Below are 12,007 nucleotides of genomic sequence, written 5' to 3'. Positions count from 1 at the left end.
TTCTGCGCCTCCAGCCAGAGAGAAGAACATTAAAAAGCCGCCGCCCAGGCTCGGGCGGCGGCTTTTTCGTTCGCGGGGATCAGCGGCGAACGGTGGTGGTTTCCGTGTAGCGCTTGCCCGCCAGGCCCGCGAGGCCCAGCAGACCGGCGAGGCCCAGCCAGCCCCAGTCGGTGGCGGCGTCGGTCGCCTCGGCGGGAGCCTCGGTGCCCACGGTCTCGCTCTCGGTACCGTCGGTCTGGGCATAAGCCTGGACGGGCAGGGCGAGCACGGCGGCGAGGGTCAGCGTCTTCAGAACGTTGCTCTTCATGAGACGCAGTGTGACGCATGGCCCAGAGTGCACAGATGACGTGCCCTTGAGCAAACCTGCATGTGCGGTCCCCGGCTTCAGGGCACGGCCTGCCAGACCTGCCCGACAGCCTCTTCCACGCTGCGGACGCCGCCGTGTCCCTCCACGCCGGGCGGCACGATCAACCGGCGGTAGCCCGCGCGGGTGGCCTCCTCGGCGCGGCGCAGGGTGCCCTGGGTGCTGCGCACCTCGCCCGCCAGTCCGACCTCACCGAAGACGGCCACGTTGCCCGGCAGGGCGCGGCCCACGACGGCGGAATACACCGCCAGCGCGGTGGCGAGGTCGAGGCCGGGATCGGGCACCTTCAGGCCGCCCGCGAGGTTGACATACACGTCCAGCCCCCCCAGCGTGAGGTCGAGGCGGCGTTCGAGCACCGCCAGCACCACGTCCACCCGCCGGGGATCGAGACCGACGACCACCCGCCGGGCGTTGGGATAGGGCGTCTTACTGGCGAGCGCCTGGACTTCGAGCAACATGGGCCGCTGCCCGTCGATGGTCGCGGCGACCACGCTGCCGGGCACCCCGACGGGCCGCTCGGCCAGAAAGGCGCCGGACGGGTTCTCGACCGCCACCAGTCCCTCGCCGCGCATCTCGAACACGCCGAGTTCCCCGGCCTGCCCGAAGCGGTTTTTCACGCTGCGCAGCAGCCGGAACGATCCGACCGTCTCCAGAAAGACCGTCGTATCGACGATGTGCTCCATCACCTTCGGCCCGGCGACCGTACCCTCCTTGGTGACGTGGCCGACGAGGACAGTGGCAGTGCCCGTCTCCTTGGCGGCGCGGGTCAGCAGCGCGGTGCCCTCGCGGACCTGCGCGACGCCGCCGGGGGTGCCGTCCCCCTCCACGGTCACGGTCTGAATCGAGTCCACGATGCACAGCGCGGGCTTGTGCTCGGCCATCAGCGCGGCGACGTGCTCGGCGCGGGTGTCGCGGGTGAGCTGAATCTCGGCAGTCACCCCCAGGCGGTCGGCGCGCAGGCGAATCTGTTCCAGCGACTCCTCGCCCGCGACGTACAGCACCGTCTGCCCGGTTCGCGCCAGCCGGTCGGCGACCTGAAGCAGCAGCGTGCTCTTGCCGATGCCGGGTTCGCCGCCGATCAGTGTGACGCCGCCCGCGACCAGCCCGCCCCCCAGCACCCGGTCGAGTTCGGGAATGCCGGTGGCCGTGCGGGGTTCCTCGCGCCGCCCGACGGTCGAGAGGGCGGTGAGCTTACCGCCCGCCACGCCGCCGTAGCCACCCGCGCCGCCGCTGCGGGCCTTGCCTGCCAGGGCGGTGGGGGCTTCCTCCTCGAAGGAGTTCCAGGCCTGGCAGTTCGGGCAGCGGCCCAGCGGCTTGGCGGACTGGTAGCCGCAGCTCGTGCAGGCGTAACGGGTGGTGACCCTAGCCACGGGGCCTACCCATTGGGCCTCGCGTCCGCGCGCCAGTAGCCCCCGTCCCCGGCGGCGAGGTAGTCCCCGTCCACCAGTTCGGTGAGCAGGACGGCCGGGTCTTCCAGGGTGCTGTGGTCATGCAGCAGGGCCGTCACTTCGGCCTCGCTATAGCGGCGGCCCGGCTCGAAGAGGCCCGTGAGGTGGTCGAGGATGGCGAGCTGGTGCGCCCGGCGGCGATCCGAAGGCCAGCCGGTGATGCGGCCGTGTTCGTCCTGAAAGGCGGCGATGCTTTTGGTCATGGCGTGCATGGTAGCGGTTGGGTGCGGCCAACACAGGAACCCTATGCCCCAGCGTCCCCTGCGGTCTGGCCGGCAGCGCAGAGGGCGGGAGAGCCTCGCTGGAAGCTCTCCCGCCCTCTGCCGCGTGTCCTGCTGACGTCTACGCCAGAATCTGCGGCGGCGCCGTCGTGCCGCGCTCGAACTGGATGCCGTCCTGGCCGAGCACCACCCGCAACTCCTCGCCCGCGTGGCCCATCAACTCCAGCGCCAGCGGGTCCTCGATCTCCTCGCGGACCAGGGTGCGCAGCTGGCGGCTGCTTCCGACCGCGTGCTTGGGGCTGCGCGACTTGAGTTTGCCCACCAGCCACGCGGCGATCGCCGGGTCGAAGGTGACGCTCAGCTCGCGGCTGGCGAGTTCCTCGCGCATCTCGCCCATGAGCTGCTGCGCCACCCGCACGAGTTCCTCCTCGCCCAGCGGACGGAAACGGATCACGTCGTCGAGGCGGTCGAGGAACTCCGGCGTGAAGATATGCCGCAGCGGCGTGTTGGAATCCTGGGTGACCGGACTGAAGCCCACCGTCGGGTTGACGTTGAAGCCCGTGTTGCTGGTCATGATGATAATCGTGCGGCGGAAATCCACCGTGCGGCCCAGGCCGTCGGTCAGGCGGCCGTCGTCCAGCACTTGCAGGAAGGTGTTGTACACGTCGGGGTGCGCTTTCTCGATCTCGTCGAGCAGGATCACCGAGAAGGGCTGGCGGCGCACGGCTTCCGTCAGGCGCCCGCCCTGCTCGAAGCCCACATAGCCGGGAGGCGAGCCGATCAGCTTGGAAATGGAGTGGGACTCCTGGAATTCGCTCATATCGACCCGGATCAGCGAGCGCTCGGAGCCGAAGAGGGTGCGCGCGAGCGCCTTGGCGAGGTGGGTCTTGCCCACGCCGCTGGGGCCGACGAACAGGAAGCTGGCCGCCACGCGGGTGCGCCCGCCCAGGCCCACCCGGGCGCGGCGCAGGGCGCTGGAAAGGGCCTTGATCGCGTCGGGCTGGCCGTAGACCTGATCGGTAAGCTGGTCTTCGAGGTCGCTGAGCTGCGCCGCCGACTCCTCGGAGTACACGCCGCCCATCGAGTTGATGACGCTCTCGATGTCCTCGCGGGTCACGAAGGGTTCGCCGTCCTCGGTCTCCGCGACGGGCAGGCCGACACTCATGTTCAACCGGACCCGACTGGCCGCCTCGTCGATCAGGTCGATGGCCTTGTCGGGGAAGTTGCGGCCCGGGAGAGAGCGTTCCCCGATGCGGACGGCGAGTTCCAGCGCCTGATCGGGAATCTGGACCCCGTGGTGCTCCTCGTAGCGGGGGCGCAGGCCGCGCAGAATCTGGAGCGTCTCGGCGGGGCTGGGTTCCAGCACGATGACAGGCTGGAAGCGGCGTTCCAGGGCGGCGTCCTTTTCGATATAGCGGTGGTACTCGCCGGTCGTGGTCGCGCCGATGACCTGAATCTCACCACGCGACAGCGCGGGCTTGAGGATGTTCGCGGCGTCGAGGGTGCCCTCCGCGCCGCCCGCCCCGACCAGGGTGTGCAGCTCGTCGATAAAGGCCATCACCTTGGCGTTACGCAGCTCCTCGATAATCTGGCGCAGCCGTTCCTCGAACTCGCCCCGGTACTTTGTGCCCGCCACGACGCCCGAGAGGTCGAGGCTGACCAACCGGACGCCATGCAGGTTGGGCGGGGTGCGCTTCTCGTGGATGGCGAGCGCGAGGCCCTCCACGATGGCGGTCTTGCCCACGCCGGGGTCCCCGATCAGGACGGGGTTGTTCTTGGTGCGCCGGGTGAGGATCTGGGTGACGCGCCGGATCTCCTCCGAGCGGCCGATCACCGGGTCGAGCTTGCCCTCGCGCGCCTGCTTGGTCAGATCCCGGCCGTACTCGTCGAGGAAGGGCGTGGCGACCGGCTTGGCGGCCTTGCCGGAGCTGCCGCCCTCGCCCTGGGCGAGCACCCGCCAGCGGATGGTGTCCACGTCCTTGGTGAGTTCCTGCAGGATGCGGAAGGCCACCCCGTCGCCCTCGCGGATGATGCCGAGGAGGATGTGCTCGGTGGAGGTCACCTGGGCGCCGAGGTTGCGGGCCTCCGAGGAGGCGAGTTCCATCACCCGGCGGGCGCGCGGCGTGATAGAGGGCGCGTCGTTGAGGCGGTTGCCCTCGCCCCGGCCGATGATCTCCTCGACCCGGCGGCGCAGACCGTCGAGCGAAGCGCCGAACTCGGTCAGGATGGTCGCGGCGGTGCCGCCCTCGCGCATCAGGCCGAGCAGCAGGTGCTCGGGGCCGACCATCGCGTGCCCGAGGCGGTTGCCCTCTTCGCGGGCGTAGTGAAACACGAGGCGGGCGCGGTCGTCGTATCGGTTCATTGGGCTACCCCCTGTGTGGCTGCGGGCTGGGGCCGGGCGGTCAAAGGCGGCCCCGGAGCGCGGGGCGAGAAGAAGGCGGGGAAGCGTGACACCTGGAGTCTAGTCTACGGGCGGGTTCCCGCGTACTGGGCGGCCAGCGTCACCTTCTGCCTGCGCCCAGGCTAGCGCCGCCGGGCCGGGGGGCGTCTGTCGTCCTGGCCGCCTTTGGAGGCGTGGCTCCGGCGCGCGTCACCGTGGCGGCCCCGTCTCCCCCCGCCGCGCCCTGCTGGGTGGCCAGGGCGCTCAGGGCCGTCAGCGCGGCTTCCAGGGTGGTGTCGCGGCCCTCGGCCGTCAGGGCCGCGATGTCGGTGGGCGCGGAGACGTCCGGCGTCAGGAAGGCGGGCAGCGCCTCGTCGGCGTCGGTGTAGGCGCGCAGCACCGTCAGGGACAGCACGCCGCCGTCGGGCATCGGCTCGAACAGCACGCCGCTGTTGCCCACGCCGCGCGTCCGCTCGCCCACCACGACGGCGCCCGCCCGCCGCGCGTGGTAGGTGAAGACCTCGGCGCACGAGGCGGTGCCGGGGCCGACCAGCACCGCGAGCGGCCCCGGCCAGACGTTCCAGTCTGGCTTCGCGGCCCGCGCCAGCAGGGGCAGCGCCTCTTCGCCGCGCAGGCCGCCGTAGGTGTGGCCCCCACCCTGCCAGCGCGACTGGTACAGCACCGGACCAAAGGCGCTGGCCGCCGCCACGCATTCACCCAGCGAGCCGCCGCCGTTGTAGCGCAGGTCCACGACCAGCGCCGCCGCGCCGCCCGCCCGCGCCTCGCCCAGCCGGGTCAGGAACAGCTCGGAGCTGTCGGAAGACAGGAAGGTCGGCAGCTGAATCACGGCTGTCTTGCCCCCGGGTCCGGCCCAGGCCAGGGTCGGCTCGTCGCGCGCCTGAAGCCGGGCGGTCGTCAGGCTGAGGTCGCGGTCGGGCGCCCCGGCGCGGCGCAGGGTGACCGGAATGGGCGCCCCCGTCCGCTCCAGCCGCACGAACTCGTTCGGCCCGGCAGCGAGGTCCTGGCCCGCCGCGTCCTTTCCGGCAGGTTGGCCGTTCACGCGGGTCAGCAGGTCGAATCGCCGCACGCCCGAGGCCTCGGCGGGGCTGCCGGGCATCACCGACACCACCAGCAGGCCGCCGGTCACGCGCACCACGCGGGCGCCCGTGCGGCTCACGGCGCGGTTTTGCGAGACCTCGGCCAGCCGCTCGGCACCCTCGGGGTCGCGCAGGTTGGTGTGGGGGTCGCCCAGCTCGGTCAGCAGTTCGCCCACGACCTTGCGGGCGGTCGCGTAGTCGCAGGCGTCGCCCTGGGGCGCGCAGCGCTCCTCTAAGACCGCCGCGTACTTGCCGCTCAGCGCCGCGCGGTCGGCGGTGGACCAGCCGAAATACCGGGTCTCCACCGCGCGGGTGGCGGCGCCGAACAGGTCGCTGGCGGGACTGGCCTGCGCCAGAGCGGAAGTCAGGGCCGCGAGCGCGAGGACGCGCAAAAAACGTGGGTTGTGGCGCACGCCTCCAGGCTAGCGCGCGAACTGGAGCGCAAACCGTGCGGGCTTACCCGATCCGGGTGGTGAGCACCCCTATGCCCCCCACCTCGACCTCCACCGTGTCGCCCCGGTGCAGTGGGCCGACGCCCTCGGGCGTGCCGGTCAGGACCACGTCGCCGGGTTCCAGGGTCACGAAACGGGTGACGTAGGTCAGAATCTGCACCACGCCGAAAATCATCTGGGCGGTGCGGCCGTCCTGGCGCGTTTCACCGTTCACGCGGGTCACGACGCGCACGTCGGCGGGGTCCAGCTCGGTTTCCAGCCACGGCCCCAGCGGGCAGAAGCGGTCGGCCGCCTTGGCGCGGAACCATTGGAGGTCGGTCTTCTGGAGGTCGCGCGCGGTGAGATCCAGCCCGCAGGTGTAGCCCGCGACATGCTCCAGCGCGTTTTCCGGCGTGAGGTCCCGCGCCCGCCGCCCGACCACCAGCGCGAGTTCGCCCTCGAAGTGGAAGTTCCGGGTCCACTCCGGGTACCCAACCGTCTCGCCGTCGGCGGCCAGCGCGTTGGGTCCTTTCAGAAACAGGCCCGGCTCCTTCGGAAGATCGCCCGTGTCGTTGCCCAGTTCCCGGATGTGGTCGAGGTAGTTGCGGCCCACGCAGACGATCTTGGTCGGCTCGGCGGGAGCCAGCAGGCGGGTACCGGACAGCGGCGCGGTCTCCCCCGTCCGCTCGCCGCCCATGCCGCGCGTGAGGTACACCGTGTCTCCTTCAACCTGCCCCCACTGCGGGGCCTCCCCGTGCTCGATTCGGACCAGACGCATGGGGGGAGGATATACGCTCGGCCATGCCGACCCTTTCGCAGCTGCGCGAACTCCAGTCCCTGGCCCAGGCGGGGCTGACGTACACCCGCGATCCCTACGACCGCGAACGCTTCGGGCGCCTGCTGGCCCTGACCGCCGACCTGCTGGCGGAGGGCACCGGGCAGACGCCGCAGGAGGTACACGGGCTGCTGAACGTGGAGCGCGGCTACCTCACGCCCAAGGTGGACGTGCGGGCCGTCGTGCTGAACGCGGCGGGCGAGGTGCTGCTCACCCGCGAGCGGGTGGACGGCCTCTGGAGCCTGCCCGGCGGCTGGGCCGACCCCGGCGACAGCCCCCGCCGGGTCGCCGTGCGCGAGGTCCGCGAGGAAACCGGGCGAGGAGTGCGGGCCACGCGGCTGCTCGCGCTGCTGGACAAGGACAAGCACCCGCATCCGCCCGACCTGTGGGCCGTGTACAAGGTCTTTATCGCCTGCGAGCTGCTGGAGGACACGGCGCACCCCGGCAACACCGAGACGCTGGAAAGCGGCTGGTTCGCGCCGGACGCGCTGCCGCCCCTGTCGCTGGGCCGCAATCTGCCCCAGCAGGTGCAGCGGATGGTCGAGCTGTGGCGCGAGCCGGGGCTGGGCGTGGACCTGGACTGAAAAAGCCGCGCCCGCTCCCCGCCGTTACACTCACCCCATGCTTCCCTACTCGCCGGTCACCTCCGCCCAGCGCGACCTCGACCGGGCGATCCGGGCCGCCATCAAGCAGGACGACCGCATCGGGCACGCGCTCGCCTACGGCAGCTTCACGCAGGGGACCGCCGACGCCTTCAGCGATCTGGAATATTTCGTGTTCCTGCCGAGTGCCGAGCTGGCGACCTTCGACGTGAGGCGGTGGCTGGAGGCGGTCGCCCCGGTGCGCCACTTCTTCGTGAACGATTTCGGCACGCCGAACGCGGTGATGGACGGGCTGCTGCGGGTCGAGCTGCACGCCGAGCCGGAAACGGCGCTGGCCGGGGTCGAGAGCTGGCCGGGCTTTCATATCCGGCCCGAGGCCATGCTCGTCAAGGACCGGGACGGCCGCCTCGCCCGGCACCTCGCCGCGCTGGCCGCGAAAGGCAGGCCGCAGCCTGAGACCGAGGCCCAGCCCATCCACGACCGGCTGCTGGGCTGGCTGGTCTTCGGGCTGAATGTGCTGGAGCGCGGCGAGCGGGTGCGGGCGCTGGAACTGCTGGGCTGGGTGCGCGCCGGGCTGCTGCGGCTGGCGCGGCTGGCGGAGGGGAAGACCGGGCACTGGCTTACCGCCTCGCGCCGGGCGGAATGGGAGCTGAGCGGGGCCGCGCTGGGCCGCTACGCCCGGCTGACGGGTTCGCTGGACGAGCTGGAGCGCCTCTATGCCGAGGCCTGGGCCTGGACGCAGGAACTCGCCGGGCAGCTGCCGGGGGTGCGGGGAGCGGCGCCGGAGCTGGCGAACGCGCTGGGTGCGCGGGTCAGGCGGCTGGATCAGGCGGCTGGGCAGCGGGCGCTACACTGCCGTCCATGACCGCCTCCCCCTCCTCTCCTGCGCTCCCTCCGGGTCTTCCGGCACCCCTGCCCCCGGACCCCGGCTCGCCCCTGCCCGCCGCCCAGCTTCCCCCCGGCTTCATCCGCGCGGGGGACGTGCTGGAGGGCCGCCTCAGCCCGGCGCAGACGCGCACCCTCGACCAGCGACACGGCAACGAGGAACTGCTTTTCGGGCTGGACCTGCTGGGCCTGGCCGGGCCGTTCTCGCGCGTGACCCCCTGGGAGCTGGAAGACGAGCGCGGCGTGCGGCGCATCAACGCCTCGGGCTACGCGGCGGTGCCGTTCGGGGAGATGCCGCCCGTCATCACCGACTTTTTGCGCGAATTCCTGACGAAAAACCGCGCGATGGGCCTGCCCCAGCAGTCGAGTTCGCCGTGGCGGGCGGCGCTTCAGAGCAACCTCGTGCGGCTGCTCGCGCGCGAGCTGCCCAGCCACGCCGACTCGCAGGTCTTTTTCTGCTCCAGCGGCACCGAGGCCATCGAGGGCGCACTGAAATTTGCCAAGGCCTGGCGCCCGAGGGCGAAGTTCTACCTCTCCTTTTCCAGCGGCTACCACGGCAAGACGCTGGGGAGCCTGTCCCTGACGCCCAACCCCGAGTATCAGGACGTGTTCCGCCCGCTGCTTCCCGGCGCGCTGACCAGCCCCTACGGCGACCTGGACGCCCTGACCCGGCTGGTGCGGCGGCTGGGGCCGGACAACGTGGTCGCGGTCGTCGTCGAGCCGATTCAGGGCGAGGGCGGCGTGAACATTCCCCCGCCGGGCTTTCTGCGCGGGGTGGGCGAGCTGTGCCGCCGTCACGGCATCGTGTGCATCGCGGACGAGATTCAGACCGGGCTGGGGCGCACCGGCCACTGGTTCGAGTCGGCGGCGCAGGGCCTGGACCCCGACATCGTGACCCTCGCCAAGCCGCTGGGCGGGGGCATGACGGCGGTGGGCGCGACCATCGTCCGCCACGCGATCTACAAGAAGATGCTGGGCGGCCTGAGCAGCAAACGGCACTCCAACACCTTCGGCGGCGGCGCGCTGGCGATGGCGGTGGGCCTGAAATCGCTGGAATACCTCGTGGAGCAGGACCTCCCGGCCCGCAGCACCCGCCTGGGAGCGTTGGGGCTGGAGAGATTGCAGGCCACTCAGCGCCAGCACCCGCGCCTGCTGGAAAACGTGCGCGGCCAGGGCCTGCTGCTGGCGATGCAGTTCCGGCCGGTGGTGGGGGTACCCCTCCCCGGCGTGCTGAAGGAGATCGTCTTCGAGGCGACCGCCATTCTGGCCCTGCGCGAGCTGCACGCGGCGGGCGTGATGGCGAACCTCAGCCTCAGCTCCAAGCGCACCGTGCGCCTGACCCCGGCCCTCGACATGCCCGAGGACCTCTTCGGCGCGATGTTTGACCGGGTCGGCGTCTTTGCCGCCCGCAATCCCGCCTCGCGCCACCTGCTGACCAACACGCCGCCCGCCGTCACCGCCCGGTTGGCGAAGTTCGCCGCGAGCAAGCCCAAGAAGCGGACGGAAAGCGACGGGTAAGAGGCAGGACGCGGGAGGCGGTGCGCGGGACGCAGTCACAGAGCTTTTCCCGCGCACCGCGCACGGCGTCCCGCCTCCCCTACGCCAGTCCGCACGCCCGCTGCACCAGCAGATGCACCTCGTCGCGGCCCAGGCGCCGGGGCTGGAGGGGCAGGCTCAGCGGCAGGTCAGAGAGGCCACGCACGATGGGCGCGTACTTGAACTCGGGCCGGGCAACCAGGTCGCGCGCGGCTGTGAAGGCCAGCACGAAATTCACGTTCAGCTCAAAGTGGGCGTTCAGCTCGGCGCGCAGGGGACCAGGGTCGCCCGCCAGCAGGGCCAGCAAGGCCGGGTGCGTCTCGAAACCGTCGTCGAGGGCCTGGGTGACCCGGCCCACGTCGAGCATCAGGGCCGCGCCAGGAAGGGAGTAGCCGGTCACGCGGCGGCGGCACAGCTCGGGATCGTCACCGCGTGGGGACCGCACCTCGCGCCCGGCCCGCTGGGCACCCCCCAGGTAGGCCCAGAAGCGCCCCAGGCTGCTGTACCGCGCGAGTTCCACGTATCCGGCCGGGCGCGCGGGCAGTGGGCGGGTGGGCTTGAGGGTCACGCCGTCATGGTAAGGGGTGGGAGCACCGGGCCGGTCGCCGCACCCTCCCCGCTCAACCGGCCTGCGGCACGGCAGCGCCCTTCTCATCCCTCGCCCGGCAAGGCTCAACGTCAGGTGAATGCGGCCTGGGTCGGCGGTCGCAGTCGCGGCACGCTGGACTGGGTACAAAGTTGAGCATGACATCCCAGCCGAGAAATCCGATGGACCTGCTCGCGCAGCTCGACCTGGAAGCCCTGGGGCGCCTGAGCCAGAAAGTCGATCTGCCCGCACTGCTGAACGGCGCTTCGCGCCTGAACGACGGACAGCTGAAGCAGCTCTCGCGGATGCTGGCGGGCGGGTCCGAACAACAGCGCGCCCTGCCCGAAGCGAACGGGGACTTCTACGGGCAACTCGCGGAACTGGGCGCCGAGCAGCGGGCGGTGGCCGCGAGCGTGGCCGACTTCATGCGTGCCCACGTCGCGCCGATCATGAACGAGCACTGGAGCCGCGACGAGTTCCCCCAGCACCTGATTCCCGAACTCCGCAAGCTCGACCTGCTGCGCCGCGTCTGGAACGAGGACGGCACCCGCAAGAGTGATGCGACCGTCATGGAGGGGCTGATCACCCTCGAAGCCTGCCGGGTGGACGTGTCCACCGCCGTCTTTTTCGGAGTCCACGCGGGGCTGGCCTTCGCATCCATCGCGCTGGGCGGCTCGCCCGAGCAAAAGGCCGAGTGGCTGCCCAAGATGCTCGACCTGGAGGCTATCGGCGCTTTCGGCCTGACCGAACCCGAAGGCGGCTCGCAGGTCAGCCAGGGGATGCGGACGACCTGCCGCCGCGACGGGGACAACTGGGTGCTGAACGGCGAGAAATACTGGATCGGGAACTCGCCCTTCAGCGACTTCACGGTGGTGTGGGCGCGCGATGTGGACACGCAGGAAGTCCGGGGCTTCATCGTGCGCACGGGCACCCCCGGTTACAGCGTGCGGAAAATCGAGGGCAAGGTGGCCCTGCGGATCGTGGAGAACGGGCACATCACCCTGGAAGGCTGCCGGGTGCCCGAGACCGACCGCCTTCAGGAGGTGCAGGGCTGGCGCACGACCGCCGAGGTGCTGCGCCTGACGCGGGCCGGGGTGGCGTGGCAGGGGGTGGGCTGCGCGCTGGGCGCCTACGAACTGGCGCTGCGTTACGCCCAGACGCGCGAGCAGTTCGGCAAGCGCATCGGGGAGTTTCAGCTGATCCAAAACCACCTCGTCCACATGCTGGGCAACGTCACGAGCAGCCTGAGCATGGTGCTGCGGCTCTCGCACATGGCTGACACAGGGCAGATGCGCGACGAGCACGCTTCTCTGGCCAAGGTGGTCACGGCGGCCCGCTGCCGCGAGACGGTGGCGCTGGCCCGCGAGACCTTCGGCGGCAACGGCATTCTGCTTGACCACGGGGTCATCAAGCACTTCGCGGACACCGAGGCGATCTACTCCTACGAGGGCACCAACGAGATCAACACGCTGGTGGTCGGGCGCGCGATCACGGGCTTCAGCGCCTTCGTGTGAGGCCGGAAAGCAGGCCCCGGCAGGCGGCCACGAATGAGCCGGGCATTAAGCATGCGAGGGAGACACAGGCCGCAAGGGCCGCTTAGGGTGGGTTCTGACAGAGCTTCA

General features: G+C 71.0%; 11 protein-coding genes. 4 read left to right on the top strand and 7 right to left on the bottom strand.

From position 1 onward, the window contains the following. Positions 1 to 79: 79 nt before the first annotated feature. The 6 genes from HNQ09_RS01230 to HNQ09_RS01205 all read right to left on the bottom strand — a co-directional run bounded on the left by HNQ09_RS01230 (position 80) and on the right by HNQ09_RS01205 (position 6,719). The gene (locus tag HNQ09_RS01230) at positions 80 to 307 is read right to left on the bottom strand and encodes a WGxxGxxG family protein (protein ID WP_184024351.1); all 228 of its coding nucleotides are present in this window, start codon (positions 305 to 307) and stop codon (positions 80 to 82) included. Positions 308 to 384: 77 nt separating this feature from the next. Beyond that, positions 385 to 1,734 carry a DNA repair protein RadA gene (gene radA / locus HNQ09_RS01225; protein ID WP_184024350.1) on the bottom strand — a complete coding sequence of 450 codons (1,350 nt, stop codon included), beginning with the start codon at positions 1,732 to 1,734 and terminating at the stop codon, positions 385 to 387. Positions 1,735 to 1,739: 5 nt separating this feature from the next. Further along, on the bottom strand, positions 1,740 to 2,015 hold the full coding sequence (locus HNQ09_RS01220) for a DUF2087 domain-containing protein (protein WP_184024348.1): 276 nt from the start codon (positions 2,013 to 2,015) through the stop codon (positions 1,740 to 1,742). A gap of 139 nt (positions 2,016 to 2,154) precedes the next feature. Further along, a complete protein-coding gene (locus tag HNQ09_RS01215) occupies positions 2,155 to 4,395 on the bottom strand; it encodes an ATP-dependent Clp protease ATP-binding subunit (RefSeq protein WP_184024346.1) in 2,241 nt (746 codons plus the stop codon). A 139-nt stretch (positions 4,396 to 4,534) separates the two neighbouring features. Then, positions 4,535 to 5,923 carry a S41 family peptidase gene (locus tag HNQ09_RS01210; protein ID WP_343057563.1) on the bottom strand — a complete coding sequence of 463 codons (1,389 nt, stop codon included), beginning with the start codon at positions 5,921 to 5,923 and terminating at the stop codon, positions 4,535 to 4,537. Positions 5,924 to 5,966: 43 nt separating this feature from the next. After that, positions 5,967 to 6,719 carry a fumarylacetoacetate hydrolase family protein gene (locus HNQ09_RS01205; protein ID WP_184024344.1) on the bottom strand — a complete coding sequence of 251 codons (753 nt, stop codon included), beginning with the start codon at positions 6,717 to 6,719 and terminating at the stop codon, positions 5,967 to 5,969. Between the two features lie 23 nt (positions 6,720 to 6,742). Between HNQ09_RS01205 and HNQ09_RS01200 the strand changes: the two genes are divergently transcribed. From HNQ09_RS01200 to HNQ09_RS01190, 3 genes are read left to right on the top strand one after another with little or no spacing between them, the layout of a single operon-like run. Further along, positions 6,743 to 7,360, top strand: a complete 618-nt coding sequence (locus tag HNQ09_RS01200) for an NUDIX hydrolase (protein ID WP_184024342.1) — start codon at positions 6,743 to 6,745, stop codon at positions 7,358 to 7,360. A gap of 37 nt (positions 7,361 to 7,397) precedes the next feature. Then, entirely contained in the window at positions 7,398 to 8,243 is an 846-nt protein-coding gene (locus HNQ09_RS01195) for a hypothetical protein (RefSeq protein WP_184024340.1), read from the top strand. Beyond that, positions 8,240 to 9,781, top strand: coding sequence for a class-III pyridoxal-phosphate-dependent aminotransferase (locus HNQ09_RS01190; protein WP_184024339.1), 1,542 nt, complete (start codon positions 8,240 to 8,242; stop codon positions 9,779 to 9,781). Before HNQ09_RS01195 ends, HNQ09_RS01190 begins: the two co-directional genes overlap by 4 nt. A gap of 79 nt (positions 9,782 to 9,860) precedes the next feature. Here HNQ09_RS01190 and HNQ09_RS01185 read toward each other — a convergent pair whose 3' ends face one another. Further along, positions 9,861 to 10,367 (bottom strand): hypothetical protein, encoded by a 507-nt coding sequence (locus HNQ09_RS01185; protein WP_184024338.1) that lies wholly within the window; start codon positions 10,365 to 10,367, stop codon positions 9,861 to 9,863. A gap of 176 nt (positions 10,368 to 10,543) precedes the next feature. On the opposite strand from HNQ09_RS01185, the gene HNQ09_RS01180 reads away from it, so the two are divergent. Beyond that, positions 10,544 to 11,899, top strand: a complete 1,356-nt coding sequence (locus HNQ09_RS01180) for an acyl-CoA dehydrogenase family protein (RefSeq protein ID WP_184024337.1) — start codon at positions 10,544 to 10,546, stop codon at positions 11,897 to 11,899. The last annotated feature ends 108 nt before the right edge of the window (positions 11,900 to 12,007 follow it).

The organism is Deinococcus budaensis (genome assembly GCF_014201885.1).
GTDB classification, from domain to species: Bacteria; Deinococcota; Deinococci; order Deinococcales; family Deinococcaceae; genus Deinococcus; species Deinococcus budaensis.
Note: the sequence above shows the minus strand (reverse complement) of the source record. Positions and strands in the feature narration are given on the sequence as shown.

Bases quoted from the DNA above. Each gene is read 5' to 3' on its own strand.
- HNQ09_RS01230 (WP_184024351.1), bottom strand. From the start codon at position 307: ATGAAGAGCAACGTTCTGAAGACGCTGACCCTCGCCGCCGTGCTCGCC.
- HNQ09_RS01220 (WP_184024348.1), bottom strand. From the start codon at position 2,015: ATGACCAAAAGCATCGCCGCCTTTCAGGACGAACACGGCCGCATCACC.
- HNQ09_RS01215 (WP_184024346.1), bottom strand. From the start codon at position 4,395: ATGAACCGATACGACGACCGCGCCCGCCTCGTGTTTCACTACGCCCGC.
- HNQ09_RS01205 (WP_184024344.1), bottom strand. From the start codon at position 6,719: ATGCGTCTGGTCCGAATCGAGCACGGGGAGGCCCCGCAGTGGGGGCAG.
- HNQ09_RS01200 (WP_184024342.1), top strand. From the start codon at position 6,743: ATGCCGACCCTTTCGCAGCTGCGCGAACTCCAGTCCCTGGCCCAGGCG.
- HNQ09_RS01195 (WP_184024340.1), top strand. From the start codon at position 7,398: ATGCTTCCCTACTCGCCGGTCACCTCCGCCCAGCGCGACCTCGACCGG.
- HNQ09_RS01190 (WP_184024339.1), top strand. From the start codon at position 8,240: ATGACCGCCTCCCCCTCCTCTCCTGCGCTCCCTCCGGGTCTTCCGGCA.
- HNQ09_RS01180 (WP_184024337.1), top strand. From the start codon at position 10,544: ATGACATCCCAGCCGAGAAATCCGATGGACCTGCTCGCGCAGCTCGAC.